General features: G+C 53.9%; 17 protein-coding genes and 1 other RNA gene. 6 read left to right on the top strand and 12 right to left on the bottom strand.

Annotation, left to right across the window (positions count from 1 at the left end; all coding sequences use genetic code 11):
• Positions 1-13: 13 nt before the first annotated feature.
• Complete coding sequence (locus G512_RS19640; RefSeq protein WP_051268720.1) at positions 14-1,474, bottom strand: SEL1-like repeat protein; 1,461 nt, start codon at positions 1,472-1,474, stop codon at positions 14-16.
• Positions 1,475-1,764: 290 nt separating this feature from the next.
• Between G512_RS19640 and G512_RS19635 the strand changes: the two genes are divergently transcribed.
• The 3 genes from G512_RS19635 (at position 1,765) to G512_RS0101315 (ending at position 5,904) form a co-directional block, all read left to right on the top strand.
• Positions 1,765-2,967, top strand: a complete 1,203-nt coding sequence (locus G512_RS19635; protein ID WP_051268718.1) for a GNAT family N-acetyltransferase — start codon at positions 1,765-1,767, stop codon at positions 2,965-2,967.
• Between the two features lie 35 nt (positions 2,968-3,002).
• Positions 3,003-3,914 carry a PhzF family phenazine biosynthesis protein gene (locus G512_RS0101320; protein ID WP_028480136.1) on the top strand — a complete coding sequence of 304 codons (912 nt, stop codon included), beginning with the start codon at positions 3,003-3,005 and terminating at the stop codon, positions 3,912-3,914.
• A 433-nt stretch (positions 3,915-4,347) separates the two neighbouring features.
• A complete protein-coding gene (locus G512_RS0101315; RefSeq protein ID WP_028480135.1) occupies positions 4,348-5,904 on the top strand; it encodes a 2-isopropylmalate synthase in 1,557 nt (518 codons plus the stop codon).
• Between the two features lie 94 nt (positions 5,905-5,998).
• Here G512_RS0101315 and G512_RS0101310 read toward each other — a convergent pair whose 3' ends face one another.
• Both G512_RS0101310 and miaA read right to left on the bottom strand, forming a co-directional pair.
• Positions 5,999-6,535: a GNAT family N-acetyltransferase gene (locus G512_RS0101310; protein WP_036487976.1), complete on the bottom strand. Its 537-nt coding sequence runs from the start codon at positions 6,533-6,535 to the stop codon at positions 5,999-6,001.
• A 433-nt stretch (positions 6,536-6,968) separates the two neighbouring features.
• Complete coding sequence (gene miaA, locus G512_RS19630; RefSeq protein WP_228130459.1) at positions 6,969-7,955, bottom strand: tRNA (adenosine(37)-N6)-dimethylallyltransferase MiaA; 987 nt, start codon at positions 7,953-7,955, stop codon at positions 6,969-6,971.
• Between miaA and serB the strand changes: the two genes are divergently transcribed.
• A complete protein-coding gene (gene serB, locus G512_RS0101300) occupies positions 7,933-8,826 on the top strand; it encodes a phosphoserine phosphatase SerB (protein WP_028480133.1) in 894 nt (297 codons plus the stop codon). The two genes, miaA and serB, sit on opposite strands and share 23 nt — an antisense overlap.
• Before the next feature lie 103 nt (positions 8,827-8,929).
• On the opposite strand, the gene G512_RS0101290 is transcribed toward serB, so the two are convergent.
• The 9 genes from G512_RS0101290 to G512_RS0101250 all read right to left on the bottom strand — a co-directional run bounded on the left by G512_RS0101290 (position 8,930) and on the right by G512_RS0101250 (position 16,598).
• Positions 8,930-10,408, bottom strand: a complete 1,479-nt coding sequence (locus G512_RS0101290) for a Do family serine endopeptidase (RefSeq protein ID WP_028480132.1) — start codon at positions 10,406-10,408, stop codon at positions 8,930-8,932.
• A 151-nt stretch (positions 10,409-10,559) separates the two neighbouring features.
• Positions 10,560-10,745 carry a DUF2065 domain-containing protein gene (locus G512_RS0101285; RefSeq protein ID WP_028480131.1) on the bottom strand — a complete coding sequence of 62 codons (186 nt, stop codon included), beginning with the start codon at positions 10,743-10,745 and terminating at the stop codon, positions 10,560-10,562.
• Entirely contained in the window at positions 10,742-11,629 is an 888-nt protein-coding gene (gene hflC / locus G512_RS0101280) for a protease modulator HflC (RefSeq protein ID WP_028480130.1), read from the bottom strand. The genes G512_RS0101285 and hflC overlap by 4 nt, the downstream gene beginning before the upstream one ends.
• The gene (gene hflK / locus G512_RS0101275; RefSeq protein WP_028480129.1) at positions 11,629-12,822 is read right to left on the bottom strand and encodes an FtsH protease activity modulator HflK; all 1,194 of its coding nucleotides are present in this window, start codon (positions 12,820-12,822) and stop codon (positions 11,629-11,631) included. Before hflK ends, hflC begins: the two co-directional genes overlap by 1 nt.
• Positions 12,823-13,261: 439 nt before the next feature.
• A complete protein-coding gene (locus tag G512_RS0101270; RefSeq protein WP_028480128.1) occupies positions 13,262-13,732 on the bottom strand; it encodes a GNAT family N-acetyltransferase in 471 nt (156 codons plus the stop codon).
• 56 nt (positions 13,733-13,788) lie between these two features.
• The gene (locus tag G512_RS0101265; RefSeq protein WP_028480127.1) at positions 13,789-14,301 is read right to left on the bottom strand and encodes a dihydrofolate reductase; all 513 of its coding nucleotides are present in this window, start codon (positions 14,299-14,301) and stop codon (positions 13,789-13,791) included.
• 45 nt (positions 14,302-14,346) lie between these two features.
• A complete protein-coding gene (locus tag G512_RS0101260; protein ID WP_028480126.1) occupies positions 14,347-14,958 on the bottom strand; it encodes a histidine phosphatase family protein in 612 nt (203 codons plus the stop codon).
• Positions 14,955-15,779 carry a 3-deoxy-manno-octulosonate cytidylyltransferase gene (locus G512_RS0101255; RefSeq protein ID WP_028480125.1) on the bottom strand — a complete coding sequence of 275 codons (825 nt, stop codon included), beginning with the start codon at positions 15,777-15,779 and terminating at the stop codon, positions 14,955-14,957. The genes G512_RS0101260 and G512_RS0101255 overlap by 4 nt, the downstream gene beginning before the upstream one ends.
• A 24-nt stretch (positions 15,780-15,803) precedes the next feature.
• Positions 15,804-16,598 (bottom strand): thymidylate synthase, encoded by a 795-nt coding sequence (locus tag G512_RS0101250; RefSeq protein WP_028480124.1) that lies wholly within the window; start codon positions 16,596-16,598, stop codon positions 15,804-15,806.
• A 159-nt stretch (positions 16,599-16,757) separates the two neighbouring features.
• Between G512_RS0101250 and ssrA the strand changes: the two genes are divergently transcribed.
• Positions 16,758-17,114: a transfer-messenger RNA gene (gene ssrA, locus G512_RS22330) on the top strand.
• 128 nt (positions 17,115-17,242) lie between these two features.
• Complete coding sequence (locus tag G512_RS0101245; protein ID WP_028480123.1) at positions 17,243-17,854, top strand: SspB family protein; 612 nt, start codon at positions 17,243-17,245, stop codon at positions 17,852-17,854.
• Positions 17,855-17,866: the final 12 nt, after the last annotated feature.

Below are 17,866 nucleotides of genomic sequence, written 5' to 3'. Positions count from 1 at the left end.
ACACTGTGCCGAGCTAACGCCGCAAGCGCTGAACTGCCTCTATTGCCGGCGGGAATCCCGAGTCGGCGGCAAGCTGATAAAGCTCCAGGGCCTTGGTCTCATCCTGGACCAAAAACGTCCCTGTTTCATAACACCATGCAAGAAGGTGGAATGCCTCCGGGTCGCCCTTCAACGCAGCAGATTTGAGATAGGCGATTGCCTTTTCCCCGTCTTGTTGAACCGCAAAGCCTTCCAGATAGATCTTGCCAAGAAAAACCTCACCTTGTGGTTCACCGCGTGCAGCAGCCTTTTCGAAGTAATCAAGTGCTTTTGCTACATCCTGCTCCACACCCATTCCGCTGATATAGGCAAGGCCCAGATTGGTGAGCGCAAAAGGAAAGGTTTCAGCAGCAAGCTCATAGTAGGTCAGTGCCTTTTTGATGTCCTTCTCAACAATCTGTCCCGTCTCATAAAGGACACCGAGGTCATTCAACGCCTGCCCGAATCCTTGGTCTGCGGCTGCTTGATAGAGCCGCACAGCCTCCTGCGGATCCAGCTCAACACCCACCCCATTCAAATACAAACGCCCTAACATGTACTGTGACTGCGGCAGACCACGATCGGCAGCGCGGCGATAGTATCTCGCCGCAAGCGAAACGTCTTTTGGAACACCGGCACCTTCCTCATAAAGGGTACCTACATAATGAAGCCCCAGCGGATCACCAGCTTCCGCAGCTTCCTTGTAGTGTTCTATAGCGATCTGAAGATCCGCAGGACCTCCTTCGCCAAATTCGAACATCTCACCCAACGGGAGATGCGCCTCTCCAGCACCACGCCTAGCTGCCTCCTCGTACAAGCTGCGTGCTTTGCTTAAATCCTTTGTTGTGCCAACACCTTGGCGATAGAAGCTGGCAAGATTGGCGGTCGCCTGCGCAAGCCCCGCATTGTGGGCTTCCTTGATCCATTCAAATGCTTTTTGTGGATCCTTTTCCGTTCCCTCTCCGTTGAGATACATAAGACCAAGGTTATTCTGAGCCCAGTAGTCTCCAAGGTGTGCCGCCTCACTGAACAACTCGAAAGCCTTCGGCAAGTCCCGCATGGAAGACGGCCCGGACTTCAAGAGCCCGGCGATATTGGTCAATGCGGCTGTAATCCCCATGTCCCGAGCTTGCTTGTAATAACCATAGGCTTTCACATAGTTCTGCTCGACACCGCGTCCGGTTTCATAGGCCAACCCAAGCTGAAAAATTGCTTGGGCATCGTTTGTTGCTGCTTCACTTCTCAATCGAAAAATTCTGGCATTGTCGCCCAGCGCTTGCTGTAACTCCCCAGCAGGCGGCTGACCGAGCATCTTCAGATCCAGTCCTATGGGCGCGATAGACGGCTCCACTTTGGGCATAGGCAGCGGCACAACACCATCGTCCGATGAAGCGAGGGCCGCATCGGTTATTGGGACAAGAGCCGTGCAGAACACGAAAATCGGGGCCAGTCGCATATGCTGTATTGCCTTCGCGGCCGAAGCCGTTTCAAATTCACACCGAGCGTATCATGTGGCCAAGTTTACGGGCAATCAATGAAACCTTCAGGACCCTGCCACACCGCCGCCCGCTGTCGGCTGCAAATGTGACCGTTTTAGGTGTCCCGCATGTTATTACCAAATCTATTTCGGACTTGTAGGCGAGACCCGCTTAATAAGGGGATAGCCCAAACGTGAGGTTTCGCAGTGCACGCTTTGCCTTTTAAGGTGCAGGATAAACAGTCCGTTGCCAAAACAATTGAGGCCTCATGCACCCTTTCATCAGACGCGCCGACGTAACTGATGCTCCTTTTCTGACAGAGTTGATGCATCGCTCAAAAGCCTCGTGGGGTTATCAGGAAAGCGACATGGCCCAGTTTCGCGCGGACTGGGCGATTTCTTCCCGTGAAATCATGCAGGGTAGAGCTTTCATAGCCATGCGGGCTGACCAGATTGCAGGATTTGCAACGGGGCATCTGGAGGACTGCGGTGCCTATGTACTGGACCATCTGTTCGTAGAACCCATGCAGATGCGAACCGGCATCGGCTCCTGGTTGCTTGAAGTTGTACTGGAAGACGCCAAGACTGCCCGTGCTAGTCGTCTACGACTGGAGTCCGATCCCCATGCCGTCGGGTTTTATCAGGCACACGGGTTCGCCACGACGCAGCAAAGACCAAGTGCGTTTCAGAACACTGGCAATCTGCACATCATGGAAAAGCCAGTTATGCCTGAGGTTCAGGTACTCAACGGCCTCAACCTTAAACTGTTAGAGGCAGAGTGGGCATTCGAAAACGACCACAAATCGGCAATCGCAACCCATTGGCAAAAGGTTCTGGCCGAAAAACCCAAGTCATGGAATGGCACCGTATTTAAAGCTTTGAGACTGACGACCGATAACGGCCTCCTGACCGCTGAGTTTTCACGCTGTCAATACGCCAGTTTCTTGGCATGGCGGGATTGGGGCTACCCTGACATCACGGTGAAAAATGTTTTCGGATGTGCCGCGCTTCGCTCACAAGACGGGACTGTCATTTTGGGTCAAATGGCCTCTCACACTTCAACAGGCGGACAGGTTTACTTTCCTGGTGGCAATCTGGATGAACAGGATCTGCAGACAGACGGCACCATAGATGTCTTGGGCTCAATTCGCCGCGAACTGCAAGAGGAAACGGGCATTTCCCCGAACACTGTGGAACCCGGCCGCCTGTTTTTGATATCAGACGGCCCACGCGTATGTGTGGCGCAGGAATACGTTGTGCCGATGGCCAGCGAGGACATACGCACTGCCATTTTGAACCACAACAAAACCCTCGAGTTCCCGGAACTCGATGATGTCATCCTAGCCCGCATACCAGAAGCTCTGCGCAATCATGTTGTTCCCCCCTACGCGGCAAGTATTGTTAAAACCCTGCTCAATCGATCATCGACTAAATCGGGACTGGCCATCTCACGGGACTGCACGATAGGCTGACCATTTAATGCAAAAACGCGAGGGAGAAAAACTGCATGAGCCGCCGCTACGCCCTGTTGGATGTTTTTACAAACAAGCCACTTGAAGGCAACCAACTCGCCATTGTTCAGGACTGTAACGGGCTTTCCGATGAGGAAATGCAGGCACTTGCACGGGAGTTCAATCTGTCAGAAACGGTTTTTTTGCTGCCACCTGAGAACCCCGCTCACTCAGCAAAACTGCGAATCTTCACGCCCTTTCAAGAACTTCCATTTGCCGGACACCCGACCGTCGGAGCCGCGGTTTTCCTGAGTCTTGAACGGTTTGGCAATGACGCCCCTGAACAGGACTCGGTTGTTGTACTGGAAGAAACCTTGGGCACGGTACGGTGCGGCGTTGTCCTGAAACAAGGTGCAGCCGGCTTTGCTGAGTTTGATGTGCCGTCCCTACCCCGACCATCAGCCCCGATGGGAACCACTGAGAGTATTGCTCTGTGTCTGGGCATCGAACCAACCGAAATTGGTTTTGAAAACCACCATCCGACCACGATGACAGCAGGTAATCACTTTGCTTTCGTGCCCGTTCGAGACCTTTCTGTGCTCAAGATGGTAAGCCCTGATCCGTCTCACTGGGAAGCAGCCTTCGGAAACCTAGACCACAACGCTGTTTACATATACTGCCGCGAAACTGAAACGGCGACGGCATCTTTTCAGGCCAGAATGTTCTCCAATGATGAGCAAATCTGGGAGGATGCAGCAACCGGCTCGGCTGCTGCCGCATTCGGCGGCGTCGTACATGCGTTCGATGAACCCCTTGACGGCACACACCACTTTACTATCGAGCAAGGCTTTCAGATGGGGCGGCCTTCAGTAATCGATCTGGAACTGGACATTGAGGGCAAACAAATCAGAGCACAACGGATCGGAGGACAAGCCGTCCTGATTGCTCGCGGAGAGCTTTTTTGTTGAGTTCGTGAGACATACTAGACGATTTATTGAGAGAATTTCAGAGTGTTTCGGTCTGGTAAGGAACTTGCCAGACGCAACCGGATCAGCTACCACTATATCTGGATTTTTTGGTATACATTCCAAACAACCCGCAGTCTTGACCACTCCGCAGTCATTGCGGACATACTTATAGAAGGCAGAGAAAACAGATGATCGCCGTAAGCGACAATCTGATTGCAGCAAACGACGCGAGCCTTCGCGGCGGCCTTCTATCTATGGATCTTCTACTACTTAGATGCCCCTGAGCGTCGGCGGCTCCGTATCAGAGCGGGCTCTTAGGGGATTTGTCACCATACGAAGATCTTGTAATTCGGTCCCCTGACGCACAATCCAAAAACAACCAGGTGGACCTTCAGAGGGCAGCCCCGACACGGGGACGAGGGAAGGACACATCATGTCAGCTGCATCACACGACCAGGTAGTAATCTTTGACACCACATTGCGCGACGGCGAGCAATCTCCCGGCGCCTCAATGACACTGGAAGAAAAGCTGCAGGTCGCTGAAATTCTGGACACCATGGGTGTCGACATCATCGAGGCCGGTTTTCCAATTGCCTCCAACGGCGACTTTGAAGCGGTTTGCGAAATTGCGAAACGCTCCAAAAACGCCGTCATTGCCGGATTGGCCCGCGCCATTCCGGCAGATATCGACCGCGCAGGCGAAGCAGTCAAGCACGCCAACCGTGGACGCATTCACACTTTTGTCTCCACCTCTCCCATTCATCTGCGTCATCAAATGAACAAGAGCGAGGAAGAGGTGCTGGACATCATCAAGGCGACGGTGACACAGGCACGAAACCTCATTGATGACGTTGAATGGTCGGCCATGGATGCAACGCGCACCCCTATAGACTATCTGTGTCGGTGCGTGGAAGCCGCCATTGAGGCCGGAGCAACAACCATCAACCTGCCGGACACAGTGGGCTACGCTGTGCCACATGAATACCGTGAAATGTTTGAGCAGATCCGTGGCACGGTTCCAAATGCGGACAAGGCCGTATTCTCTGTCCATTGTCACGACGATCTGGGTCTGGCAGTCGCCAACTCACTGGCAGGCGTCGCCGGTGGAGCGCGTCAGATCGAATGCACGATCAATGGGCTGGGAGAGCGTGCCGGCAATGCAGCACTCGAAGAAGTGGTTATGGCGCTGCGCACACGTAACGACGTGATGCCTTATGACAGCAAGGTTGATCCGGTGTATCTGACCCGCGCGTCCAAGCTGGTTTCTGCAGTTTCCTCGTTTCCGGTGCAATACAACAAGGCCATCGTGGGCAAAAACGCGTTCGCGCATGAAAGCGGCATCCATCAGGATGGCATGCTGAAGAACGCCGAAACCTATGAAATCATGCGGCCAGAGGATGTGGGCGTTCGTGCCACCTCATTGGTTATGGGCAAGCACTCCGGACGTCACGCCTTCAAAGACAAGCTGGCCGAGTTGGGCTACCAACTGGGTGACAATGCGTTGCAGGAAGCCTTCCGTCGTTTCAAGGAACTGGCTGATCGCAAGAAGAACGTCTATGACGAAGACATTGAAGCTCTGGTTGAGGACGAAATTGCCATCCAGGGTGAAAACGTCAAGGTAATCGCGCTGACGGTCATCGCAGGAACAGGCGGGCCACAGAAAGCCATCCTGACCATGGACATCAACGGCACTCATGAAACGCGCGAGGCCACAGGCGACGGTCCGGTCGATGCTACATTCAACGCGATCAAGAGCATTTGGCCCCATGAAGCCACCCTGCAATTGTATCAGGTGAATGCAGTGACGGAAGGTACCGACGCTCAAGCGGAGGTCTCTGTGCGCCTCGAGGATGGCGGCAAAATCGCCACCGGCAAGGGCGCTGATACCGATACGTTGGTCGCATCTGCCCGCGCCTATGTGGCAGCACTCAACAAATTGGCGCTGCGTTCTCAGCGTGTCGTCAACGTGGAAGACGCAATCGCCAGCTAGCCTGCTTCCACCAGGGCAAATTCCTGTAATAAAAGCAAAGGGCCCCGCTCGTCAGAACGGGGCCCTTTCATTGTTCAAGGCATGCAGGAATGGATCATGCCGATAGCGCAAGCCGTCGGCAAGATGGGCTCAGAACCTGATAAATCTCCTGAGCCTCGCCCTCCACACTCCGGGTCTCGCGGTAATGCAAGCCTTCCCGCATCAAAACAAGCTTCACCGGAAGATTATCCGGGTGAACCCGTGCAATCAGATGGGTGTAGTAGGTATTCTCAAAAAACCACTCGGTCAGGTGACGTGTGATTTCCGTGCCAAGGCCAATTCCCCAGAGGGGTTGACGAAATGCATACTGCAATTCCACCTCGGCTGTTTCTTCAAAGAGCGCAAATCCGGCCCAGCCGACAAACTGGCCACTGTGGTTTTCCAGGCGCCAAATCCCAAATCCGTATTTCTTGTGTTGATTAATGAATTCGGAAAGTCTGGCACGACAGGCGGTCAAATCCCACGCGCCCTTGGGGGTTAGATACCGGTTTACCTCTGGATCCTTGTGAAGTTCCTGAAGTTCTTGCAAATCCTGCTTGGCGAAGCTCCGAGCTCGTAACCTTTCAGTTTCGAGTAGGTAGGTACTCACCATAGGGATGCCTCCTTTGGCTTCAGAGAGTCGTTTCTTGCACGACTTCTTTTTCCTGCCTCCGAGACGATGGGGGTTTGGGGGTATGTCTCGGCGACGGCGATAGAGGTACCGCTGGAATGAGATGAAAAAAGGCCGACACTTTGATTACTTTAAGGTAAGGGCATTAAGCCCCAAAAACGATTTGGGCCAGCGCAGTGAACACACGCGCCAGCCCAAAATCGGGAGCGTCAGCTCCGCCGCATCGAAACATAAACTGTCGGAATTATGCTTTCTTTAGCATTTTCAAAAGGTTAGGCCACATAACCTTTGGAGAGTGGGGTTCTTTTACTCAACTTAACCGCGTCTGTCACCTCAAATATTCATCGATTTCGCGGCCAAATCTAAAGTTTTTTTCTTGACACTCTAAACCATGCCTCATTGCCGCCGAATTGCTCTACAAGAAGCGCTGCCTCACCTGCTGGCGGAAGGTTGTCACCTCCGCCTCATTCAGCGGATTGATGCGCTGCCACTTTGTCAGTTGGCCACGGAAAAAGGTTGTCTGGCGTTTGGCGTAACGGCGGGTTTCTGTCTTGGCCTTCTCAATTGCGCCTTCAACACTTTCCTCCCCCAAGTGAGCACTGATCAGTTGTCGCAGCCCGATAGCCTTCATCCCCGTCAACGAAGGATCAAACTGGCGTTCATGGACCGCAATCGCCTCCTCCATCGCACCGCTGTCCATCATGGCGTCAAACCGTTGATGAATGCGCTCGTGTAAGGCGGCACGTGGTGGATCCAGCACCACACCAATGGTCTGCTCGAAGGGAACCAGCGCCGGTGTTCGTTTCTGCTGCCAATAAGCCAATGATTGGCCTGTCCCCTCAATCACTTCAAGCGCCCGCACAATGCGTTGTGTATCGCCCGGCTCCAGCCGAGCTGCTACAACAGGATCCACTTCAGCCAGCCGCTCATGCAAAATTTCAGAGGGTTGCTGCAATCCCGCCTCTCGCCACCTGCAGCGAACATCCTCCGGGATGTCAGGCAGGTGCGAAAAGCCCTCGGTCAACGCCTTGAAATACAGCCCAGTCCCCCCAACCACAACGACTGGCTTGCCCTCGGTCTGTACTTGTCTGAAACACTTTTCGAAGTCGGACAACCAACGCATCACGCTGTAAGGTTCCACCAAGGAAACGTATCCAAACAGTTTGTGAGGAGCTCGGCGCTCTTCTTCTTTGGATGGGCGGGCACTAAGGATATGCAGCTCCTTGTAGATCTGCATGGAATCCGCATTGATGATGCAGGTGTTCAGATCTCTTGCGACGTCAATAGCCAAAGAGGTCTTGCCGCTTGCCGTAGGGCCCGCTATCAAAACGGCTGCGGGTCTACGTTCCACATCATCATTATTAACCTGAGAGCTGTCCATGTCCTTTGTCGTAACGCTCATATCCAATCCAGCCAATCCTGCGGTTGATGGCACACTCATTCAAAAGGTGGCCGCAACCCTACCCGGTGAACGCCATCACCGCTGGCTGTGCCCGGGTGTTGCAGCGGATGTTTACACGACGCAAGACCTGAACCCAACTGAGACCATCCGTAGCATTCGTGACGGGCTCGGTGACAGACCAGTTGATCTGTTTGTGCAGCGCCACTCCACCCGACGCAAGAAGATGCTGATCGCTGACATGGACTCCACCATGATTCAACAGGAGTGCATTGACGAGTTGGCAGCCGAACTAGGCCTGAAGGATCGCATTGCCGCCATTACAGAGCGTGCAATGCGTGGAGAAATCGCATTTGAACCTGCATTGGAAGAGCGAGTTTCACTTCTCAAGGGATTGGATGCATCCGTGGTGGATAAAGTCATCACTGAGCGGATAAAGCTGACACCCGGCGGCTCCACACTCATCAAGACCATGCGAGAAAACGGCGCTTACACAGCGCTGGTATCCGGCGGGTTTACCGCCTTCACTCAAAAGATCGCCGCGACAATCGGTTTTCACGAAAACCGTGCCAACGTTTTGATTGAGGAAAACGGCAAGCTGTCCGGTGCCGTACAAATGCCAATTCTGGGCAAACAAGCCAAGCTTGACAGGCTCAACGAGTTGTTGGCGGAAAAAGGCCTGCAACCCGATGACGTGATTGCCGTAGGCGACGGCGCAAACGATCTTGCCATGCTGAACCGGGCCGGAATTGGTGCCGCGTATCGTGCCAAACCCGCCGTCGCTGCAGAGGCCGACATGCGTATTGAGCACGCAGATCTAACCGCCCTGCTCTACATCCAGGGCTACAGCGTAGAAGACTTCGTCAAGAACTAAGACCCCGTTTTCAAACCAATGATACCAAAAAAGCCGCCCTTTGGAGGCGGCTTTTCCATTTCAAACACGTTGACAGCATTCAGGATGCGATCTGGCACGTCGCCTAGTTGTTTTGAATACGCACAGCAACAAACCGCAACTCACCCGCACCATTGGACAAAAGCAACAGGGCTGATCTGCGATCTTGTTCACGCAAGCGCTGCACTTCGATTTCCACGTCTGCAGGGCTGGAGACGGGTTCCTGCGCCACTTCTACCAAGACGTCACCTGGGCGAATTCGCTTGTCTTCAGCAGGAGAACCCGGCTCGACAGCAACAACCACAACACCTTCAACTTCCTCGCTCAGGGAGAACTCTTCACGCAGTTCCGGCCCGATCGTGGCAAGCGTAAGACCAAGAACCACGGTCTCGGAACGATCAGAAGGTTCCGGAGTGTCTTCCTCTTCGGCCTGTGCAACAGCGGTCTCTTCCTCAAGCTTTCCGAGGGTAACATCCAGTTGAACCTCTTCACCCCGACGCAGGATGACCACAGGCACCGTTGTTCCAATGGTGGTGTTGGCCACCATACGCGGCAGGTCACGCATTTCGGGAACAGCACGCCCGTTAAATGACAAGATGACATCACCAGGCTCAATGCCTGACAAGTTGGCCGGGCCATCTTCGGTTACGCCAGCAACCAAGGCGCCTCGCGCGCGATCCATACCAAGCCCCTCGGCAATCTCGTCCGTCACCTGCTGGATCCGTACACCCAGCCAGCCACGTCGTGTTTCACCAAACTCCCGCAACTGCCCGATAACCCTTGTTGCTGTGTCCGCCGGAATCGCAAAACCGATTCCGATAGATCCACCAGAGGGCGAGAAGATTGCTGTGTTAATGCCCACAACTTCGCCCTCCATGTTGAACAGAGGGCCGCCGGAGTTTCCACGATTGATGCTGGCATCTGTCTGGATGAAGTTGTCGTAGGGTCCGGCGTTGATATCGCGATTGCGCGCTGACACGATACCTACGGTTACCGTGCCGCCAAGGCCAAATGGATTTCCGATGGCCATGACCCAATCACCAACCCGCAAAACATCCGAGCGACCAAAATTCACTTCGGTCAATTGCTTGTGAGGATCGACCTTCAACACGGCCAGATCGGTTTTCTCGTCAGTCCCGATCAACTCAGCATTCAGCTTGGTACCATCATTGAAGTTGACGTTAATCTCGTCAGCACCTTCGATAACATGATTATTGGTGACAATGATGCCCTCTGTTCCGTCAATCACGAAACCTGAGCCCAAGGACTGTACACGCCGTGGACGGTCAGCATCGGGCGTCTGTTCGTTGAAAAACTCCTCGAAGAATTCCTGAAACGGAGAGCCTTCCGGAACCTGAGGCAAAGGCATGGCGCGCTGCCCGGTAACGTTTTGCGCTGTCGAAATATTCACCACAGCATCCGCCAGCCCTTCAGCCAGATCAGCAACTGAAGCGGGGCCTTGCGCAAACGACGGCGTACTCATACTCGCGATGGATAGGGCGGCAGCAACGGCAAGAGCTTTCAAGAATCTTCCCGGACCGTACCTGCGAAACGTTGGGGCCATAGGCCATCTCCTCAAACTGCACCAGAGCATTTTAGTTTACCTGCACTGAAAAGCAATTTGCCCGCGCCAAGGTTAACAAAGCGCGGGCAAATCAATGGATTCAAGGGTTTTTCAAGGTCTGACACACGACTTTCAGGATGGTCATGACACCTCAAGCTCTAATCAGCCAGACAATCACAAACCCGATGGTTATGGCGAGCAGCCCCCCAACCCTGAGGGTCTGATCAGGAATCTCCTCCATGCGTCGGAAGATTTCCTTCATGTGGGTTGGGGCCAATGCATACACGATCCCTTCGATCACAAGCACCAGTCCCAACGCCACGATCAGATCCGTCATTGCGCGGAGGCCGTTCCACGTGTCGGGCCAACGCCAGCCGAGTTCTGGAAGAACCGGAAGAACTCGGAGTCAGGTGACAGAACCAACGACGTGTCACCGCCGTTCATGGAGTCGCGATACGCCTGCATGGAACGATAGAATTCAAAGAAATCCCGATCCTTGCCATAGGCGTCAGCAAAGATTTCGTTCCGGCGAGCATCACCATCACCACGAACGATATCTGCGTCACGCTGGGCGTTCGCCACAATCACCGTCGCATCGCGGTCCGCACGGGACCGAATACGGCGTGCCTGTTCTTCACCTTGTGCACGAATCTCCGTGGCTTCACGCTCACGTTCGGTTTGCATCCGACGGAAAATCGCCTGCGAGTTAGCTTCCGGCAAATCGGCACGACGGATCTTCACATCGACCACGTCAATACCGACTGCATTCGCACGCAAGTCGACATCCTGACGAATCTTTTCCATCAGCTCTGCACGCTCATCACGGACGATCTGGTTCAACGTTGCCTTCGCCAACTCCTGACGCAGAGAAGACTGCAGGAAAGTGGAGAGACGACGAGCACCTTCGTCAACATTGTTCACCGACTGATAGAACTTGATGGGATCATCAATCCGGTAGCGTGCGAAGGCGTCAACGAGAAGGCGCTTCTTGTCAGACGCGATCGCCTCAAGCACAGGCATATTCAATTCCAGAACACGCTTGTCGATGTACTCAACGTTTTCCCATGGCCACTTGAAATAAAGACCGGGCTCCGTTGCCTGACCACGCACTTCACCAAACTGCAGCACCAGTGCTTGTTGGGCGGGGTTCACGATGTAAACCGACCAATAGACCACCAGCGCGATAACAGCGATGACAATTCCCAAAATACCGCTTTTCATTAGTTCGCACCTCCGGTCGCTGCCGCAGAACGACGGTTCAACTGGTCAAGCGGTAGATAAGGCAATACGCCGCCATCACCCGAAGCTTGGCTATCAAGAATGATCTTCGGGTTCTTGCCCAGCACTTCTTCCATGGTTTCCAGATAGAGCCGCTGACGGGTCACATCAGGCGCCCGAGAATACTGCTCGTAGATCTTGAGGAAACGCTCAGCCTGACCTTCTGCTTCAGCAACAGTTTGATCACGATAGGCTTGTGCAGCTTCTGTGATACGAGCGGCTTCACCACGAGCTTCTGGAACAACCCGGTTCGCATAGGCTTGTGCTTCGTTCTGGATACGCTCCTGGTCTGCACGAGCAGCCTGTACGTCACGGAATGACTCGATCACCTGCGCAGGCGGGTCAACCTTTTGCATCTGAACTTCGGTAACTTGAATGCCAGCTCCATACGTGTCGAGCGTCTCTTGCATCAACTCCTGCACGGCTTGCTGAATGGGCGCGCGGTTTTCAGTCAGGATCGCATCAATCCGCGATCCGCCGACTATCTCGCGCATGGCGCTTTCCGCAACATCCTTCACCGTGCCTGCCGGATCCTGAATGTTGAACAAGAAGTCAGAAACACCTGTCGGGGTATTCTGGATCAACCACTGTACCTTGAAGTCAACGTCAACAATGTTCTCGTCACCCGTAAGCATCAAGCTTTCTTCGGTCACGTCACGATTGGTGATCGATGTGCCGCGAACAATCTCTTCCAAGCCGATAGTGGTTTCCCGAACGCGCAACACATCCGGCTTGTAAACTTCACCGACCGGATAAGGCCAGTTGTAGTTCAGACCGGGAGCGGTGCGTCCCACCACTTCACCAAATACGAGTTCGACACCAACTTCGCCGGTGTTGACGCGGTAGATACCAGTTGCCAGCCAAATCACCAGCGCGGCAATAATTGCAAGCAGAATTCCCTTGAAACCCATGCCGCCGCCATTGCCTGGCAGAACGTTCTTGAGATGATCCTGACCACGTTTCAGAATTTCTTCGAAGTCTGGTGGGGTACCGCCGCCGCCACCGCCGCTGCCGCCGCGCTGTGGTCCGCCACCCCAGGGGCCACCACCGCCCCCGCCGCCGCCGGAATTACCCCAGGGGCCGCCATTATTGCCGCCGCCCTTCCAGCCTCCGCCAGTTTGATTGCTCCAAGGCATTTAGAGTTCCTTTTGTAGACACTTAGCCGCCTCTGGCGGCCACTCATTCAAATGTGCTTCGCAAACTTTACTTATTACGGGTTATAGGAAACCTAAGGTCTCCTTTCAATGAAACCACACCCTTTAGGGCTCAGCTCCTAGTCTTTTTGATAGTAAAACCCTACTCTCCAGTTGTGTTTTTCGGGTTTGGCGACCTTTGCAACCCGGATCTCGCGACAGTTTGATCCACCAGACCATTTATTGCTTGTCAGGTGCGAGTACGAACACCGTCTTCCACCCAACCAGAATCGCTCAGTATTTCAATGGTGACTTGCAAGAGAGATAGGTTTTGTGGGCTTCATTCTCAAGAGTTTCACCCCAATATGAATGTGAATGATTTCCAGGCACACTGCCACGCCCCGCATTGAATAATTGGCCGGACCAAAACTAACCACTCTGCCTAGAGTAGGTTATCGTTTACCATATCGATATGCGGAATGCCGTCCTCGAGATACTCATTCGACACAGCTGTAAAACCGAGGCTCTCATAAAATGATCTGAGATAGACTTGCGCCTGCAGATCAATCCGGCAGCCGGGGTCTTGCGCGCGACAATACTCGATGGCTTGAGACATGAGGCCACGCGCAACACCAGCCTTACGAAATGCAGGATCGACGACGACCCGACCAATTTTCCAATGGCTGCCCCCTCCTTTGGGAGTAAATATCCTCAGGTATCCAGCCAGTTTACCCGACCCATCTCTGTGCAGCAGATGCAATGCAACCGGATCTTCCCCATCAACATCCGGATAGGCACAAGCTTGTTCCACAACAAAAACTTCACACCTCAGGCGCAGCAGATCATGCAGATCTCGAATCCCGAGCTCTTCAAACGCCACGACTTCTCCGGAACAGGGCTTCGCGATTGACATCAACACTCTCTAATCAAACTGAGAAACAGAAACGACCATGGCTAAGGAAAATCCATTTATCGGATTTTGCGCTCGAACACTTCCAGCGAGGTGGCTGCACTGTCCTTTTCGCCCCGTTCAAAAGGTTGGCGTTCAACCAACTCCCAATCGCCCTCATTTAGGGAAGGAAAAAAGGTATCGCCCTCCGGCCGATCATGAACGCGGGTTATGTACAATCGTGTCGCTCGGGGCATTGCCTCCCGGTAGACCTCGCCGCCGCCAATAATCATGATTTCATCAAGGTTTTTCGCTGCAGCTTCGCTCAAAGCGGCCTCGATAGCCGCGTCCACCGAATGAGCAACCACCACCCCCTCAAAAGCAAAGCCCGGATCCCGCGTTACTACAATGCTTGTTCGCCCGGGCAAAGGACGCCCGATAGAAAGCAAGGTGCGGCGCCCCATTATCATGGGCTTGCCCATTGTGGTGCGACGGAAAAACTTGAGGTCGGTGGAGATGGACCACGGCATGCTGTTATTCGCGCCAATAACCCCATTCTCCGCAACCGCAGCAATCATGGAAATTGCCGTCATGATCCAAGCCCTCCTAAGTAACCGTCCGCTTGCATTCTTATGTTGTCAGGGGCGCACATTCCACGAAACCAGATGCACACCGCCCTCATCGTCCACATCCACAACGCCGTAGGCCCCTGTCTTCAGCTTGAGAGTGTGGTCACCTCTACCACTTGTCAGGGCGTTCAACGCGAAGCGGGCAATCCCATTGCTGGTCACCAGCAAAATCGTTTCATTTCCGTGTTTCTTTCGGGCATTGGCGAAAAACTCTTCCCAACGACCGATCACGGCAGCAGGCTCAACTCGCCAACCCGCAGGGGGAACAGCTTCTTCTTCCCATGCCTTGAGCGCCGCCTCGCCTATGCGGTTTACAACGTCTGCCTCCGGCTTGTTTTCATCCGGGCCATAATCAATCTCAACCAGAAAAGGCAGCACCTTGAGTTCGATATCGCCAACCTGACTTGCAAGGACAACTTCGGCAGTTTTCTTGGTGCGTTGAAGCGGCGAACAAAACGCCCGATCAAACGCAATCCCGTTTTGCTCGAAATGATCTCGTAGCGCTTCAGCCTGCGCAAGGCCCGAGGAGCTGAGCGGCAGATCGGTTCGTCCGCCAACCCGTGTGACCACATCGCCCTTGTCGAAGGTGTTGCCATGGCGAGTGATATAAATTCGGGTCATAACAGCTTCTCCAAATCAAGATAAGGGTCCCCGTGACGGGCAATCAATTCTTCAGCCAAGGCTGCATCGGCTGGCGTATCAACACCGGACATTGAAAGCTTCGGCACAGCCACTTCGGCCGCATGCACGTGCATCCCGTTTTCAAGAAAACGCAGTTGTTCAAGCCCTTCGAGCTTTTCATAGGTACCAACCGGCGCACTGCAAAAAGCCTCCAAGGCACGCATGCGATAGCCGTAAAGTCCGATGTGCCGGAAAACAGGCGAGAGTGCCCCCTCACCGCGTAGTCTCTCCTCACCACGGATTGCCGGAAGTATGTTTTTGGAGAACCAGAAGGCTCGCCCATCATCGGCTCGCACACAAGTCGTGCCGGAGAATGGGTGATCAACCTTGTGGGCCCTCAACTGATCCAGCGCGTCCCAATCCAGCCGGATCACCGGAGTGAACACATCGGCCTGAGGAGCGGCCTTGGCTGCCTCGATCAGTACGGAGACGTGCTCGGCCGGAGTGAATGGAGCGTCTCCTTGAAGGTTAAGCACAAAATCCCATTCACCACCAAAGGCCCGTGCCGCAGCCAAGGCCCGATCCGTACCAGAAGGCAAATCCGGGTCCGTCATGACCCAACGCACCCCAATCTGCTCACAGTGCTCAGCTACTTCTGAATGGTCCACTGCAACCACACACTCAGCCCCGGTTTGCTTGGCGGCAACCGTGGCAACCTGTACGACACGAGCCAGCAAACTGCGGCCATTAATGAGATGCAGCGGCTTTTTGGGAAATCGTGTCGAGCCAATACGCGCCGGAACTGTAATCAGAGCCTTCATCAAATCATCCTCAATCGCAGCATATCAAACAGACACTTCCGCCTTGATGCGCGGATGCGGATCGTATCCTTCCAATCGAAAGTCCTCGAACTTGAATGCAAACAGGTCCTTTACATCCGGGTTGATGACCATTGTTGGCAACGGGCGGGGGTCGCGTGTGAGCTGCAGTTGCGCCTGATCAAAATGGTTGGAATACAAATGTGCGTCCCCAAAGGAATGAACAAAATCTCCTGGCTCCAGATCACAAACCTGAGCCATCATCATCGTCAAAAGAGCATAGGACGCAATGTTGAAGGGCACGCCAAGGAAAACATCTGCCGACCGCTGATAGAGCTGGCAAGACAGCTTTCCATTGGCAACATAAAACTGAAAAAGCGTGTGACACGGCGGCAGAGCCATATCGTCTACCAGAGCCGGGTTCCAAGCCGAAACAATGTGCCGCCGACTGTCGGGATTGGTCTGGATCTGCTCAACCAGCTGACTGATCTGGTCAATGGAGCGGCCATCTGGCGCAGGCCAGGAGCGCCACTGGTAGCCGTAGACCGGCCCAAGGTTACCGTTGTCATCGGCCCATTCATCCCAGATTCGGACGCCGTTTTCCTTGAGATACCGAATGTTGGTGTCGCCGCTCAAAAACCACAGAAGTTCATGAATTATGGACTTCAAATGCAGCTTCTTGGTCGTCACAACCGGAAAACCTTTGGACAGATCAAAGCGCATCTGATGGCCAAATATGGAGCGTGTACCTGTACCGGTTCGGTCGGCCTTGTCTACACCTTCCTCCAGTATACGCTGCATCAGGTCCAGATATTGCTGCACGGAGTCGTCCTTTCGTCTTCGCCATTGTTATTGGCTTGTTGTTTTATGTCTGGCGCCAAAGCAAGCGCATGACCGTCTGCGGTCTTGTTTGCCAGACTATAGCTTAAGCCGCTGCGATTCCCATCGATTGTCAACAGTTTGACGGTTCTGTGCGCGCTTCCTCTTCCATTTCAGCAGTTGAACTCCTATATTCCGGCTGCCGGTTATCCGGCTATGGCAATAAATGGTCAGCGCAATAAACCTATCGGACCCGGGGGCGGTACCCGGCGCCTCCACCCAAGCCCGCAGGATCTCTGCGGGTTTCGGCGGGGGCGAAATAGGATCGACGAGGGCGTAAAGGCTGGACTTTTGCTCGGCATGGTACCACCGACATCGGGCCATCTTAATAGTTGCAAATGACAACTATGCTATGGACAACGCTGTTGCTGCGTAATGCAGCACCGGTAGTCCGCAAAGTCCTAGAGGTTTAGCTCTTTAGGCGGGGTTCGGAGGCACCTGGCAACAGAAGCCTCCACTAGGATTTATGGAGCCTGTGTGTTATAGCCCGCGCAAGTGTGCAGGAGGCGAAAAAACCACAGGCCTTTTCTTTGCCTCTACGTTATAGTTGGGCCGAATAAGAACGCAAAGGGTGAGCGGTGCCACAGATGGCCGAAGACTTGATCCGCTACGATATTATTATCCAGGACGCATTGCGGGGCGCAGTGCGCAAGATCCTGACTGAGGTGAATCGCGCAGGCCTGCCCGGCGAGCACCATTTCTACATTGCCTTTGAAACGACCGCGCCCGGCGTGAAGATATCCACGCGCCTGAAAGAGCGTTATCCCAAAGAGATGACCATCGTTCTTCAGCACCAGTTTTGGGATCTTCAAATCACGGAACATGCGTTCGAGGTCGGTTTGTCTTTCGGCGGTGTCCCAGAGCGGCTGTATGTTCCTTTCTCGGCGATCAAAGGTTTCTTTGATCCTTCAGTCCAGTTTGCCCTTGAGTTCGAACCGGGTAAAACTGCGGAGGACCTGCCGGAAGAGTTCCGCATTTCTGAAGCGGATTTGGCAGCGGTCGAAGAGCTACATAACGAACTGGAACGCTCTGAACTCACCGGCGCAATGGCCAAGAATCAGAACACTGCGGACAAGCAGGATCTGGCCTCAGTACCGGAAAATGCCAACTCTGAGGATGCCGAAGACGAGAGCGACGACAAGCAGGATGGAGACGACAGTACAGTTGTTTCCTTGGACGCGTTCAGAAAAAAGACCTGACCCGTTCTGAGT

This window comes from Pseudovibrio exalbescens DSM 16456 (assembly GCF_000422785.1).
GTDB lineage: Bacteria > Pseudomonadota > Alphaproteobacteria > Rhizobiales > Stappiaceae > Pseudovibrio > Pseudovibrio exalbescens.
The sequence above is the reverse complement of the archived record's forward strand: the minus strand, read 5'-3'. Positions and strand labels throughout refer to the sequence as shown.

What these genes read in the sequence shown, in the direction of transcription:
- G512_RS0101245 (WP_028480123.1), top strand. Translation starts at nt 17,243, where the DNA reads ATGGCCGAAGACTTGATCCGCTACGATATTATTATCCAGGACGCATTG.
- miaA (WP_228130459.1), bottom strand. Translation starts at nt 7,955, where the DNA reads ATGAGCGTTACGACAAAGGACATGGACAGCTCTCAGGTTAATAATGAT.
- G512_RS19635 (WP_051268718.1), top strand. Translation starts at nt 1,765, where the DNA reads ATGCACCCTTTCATCAGACGCGCCGACGTAACTGATGCTCCTTTTCTG.
- G512_RS0101270 (WP_028480128.1), bottom strand. Translation starts at nt 13,732, where the DNA reads ATGTCAATCGCGAAGCCCTGTTCCGGAGAAGTCGTGGCGTTTGAAGAG.
- G512_RS0101265 (WP_028480127.1), bottom strand. Translation starts at nt 14,301, where the DNA reads ATGACGGCAATTTCCATGATTGCTGCGGTTGCGGAGAATGGGGTTATT.
- hflK (WP_028480129.1), bottom strand. Translation starts at nt 12,822, where the DNA reads ATGCCTTGGAGCAATCAAACTGGCGGAGGCTGGAAGGGCGGCGGCAAT.
- serB (WP_028480133.1), top strand. Translation starts at nt 7,933, where the DNA reads ATGTCCTTTGTCGTAACGCTCATATCCAATCCAGCCAATCCTGCGGTT.
- G512_RS0101255 (WP_028480125.1), bottom strand. Translation starts at nt 15,779, where the DNA reads ATGAAGGCTCTGATTACAGTTCCGGCGCGTATTGGCTCGACACGATTT.
- hflC (WP_028480130.1), bottom strand. Translation starts at nt 11,629, where the DNA reads ATGAAAAGCGGTATTTTGGGAATTGTCATCGCTGTTATCGCGCTGGTG.
- G512_RS19640 (WP_051268720.1), bottom strand. Translation starts at nt 1,474, where the DNA reads ATGCGACTGGCCCCGATTTTCGTGTTCTGCACGGCTCTTGTCCCAATA.
- G512_RS0101290 (WP_028480132.1), bottom strand. Translation starts at nt 10,408, where the DNA reads ATGGCCCCAACGTTTCGCAGGTACGGTCCGGGAAGATTCTTGAAAGCT.
- G512_RS0101320 (WP_028480136.1), top strand. Translation starts at nt 3,003, where the DNA reads ATGAGCCGCCGCTACGCCCTGTTGGATGTTTTTACAAACAAGCCACTT.
- G512_RS0101260 (WP_028480126.1), bottom strand. Translation starts at nt 14,958, where the DNA reads ATGACCCGAATTTATATCACTCGCCATGGCAACACCTTCGACAAGGGC.
- G512_RS0101310 (WP_036487976.1), bottom strand. Translation starts at nt 6,535, where the DNA reads ATGGTGAGTACCTACCTACTCGAAACTGAAAGGTTACGAGCTCGGAGC.
- G512_RS0101315 (WP_028480135.1), top strand. Translation starts at nt 4,348, where the DNA reads ATGTCAGCTGCATCACACGACCAGGTAGTAATCTTTGACACCACATTG.
- G512_RS0101285 (WP_028480131.1), bottom strand. Translation starts at nt 10,745, where the DNA reads ATGACGGATCTGATCGTGGCGTTGGGACTGGTGCTTGTGATCGAAGGG.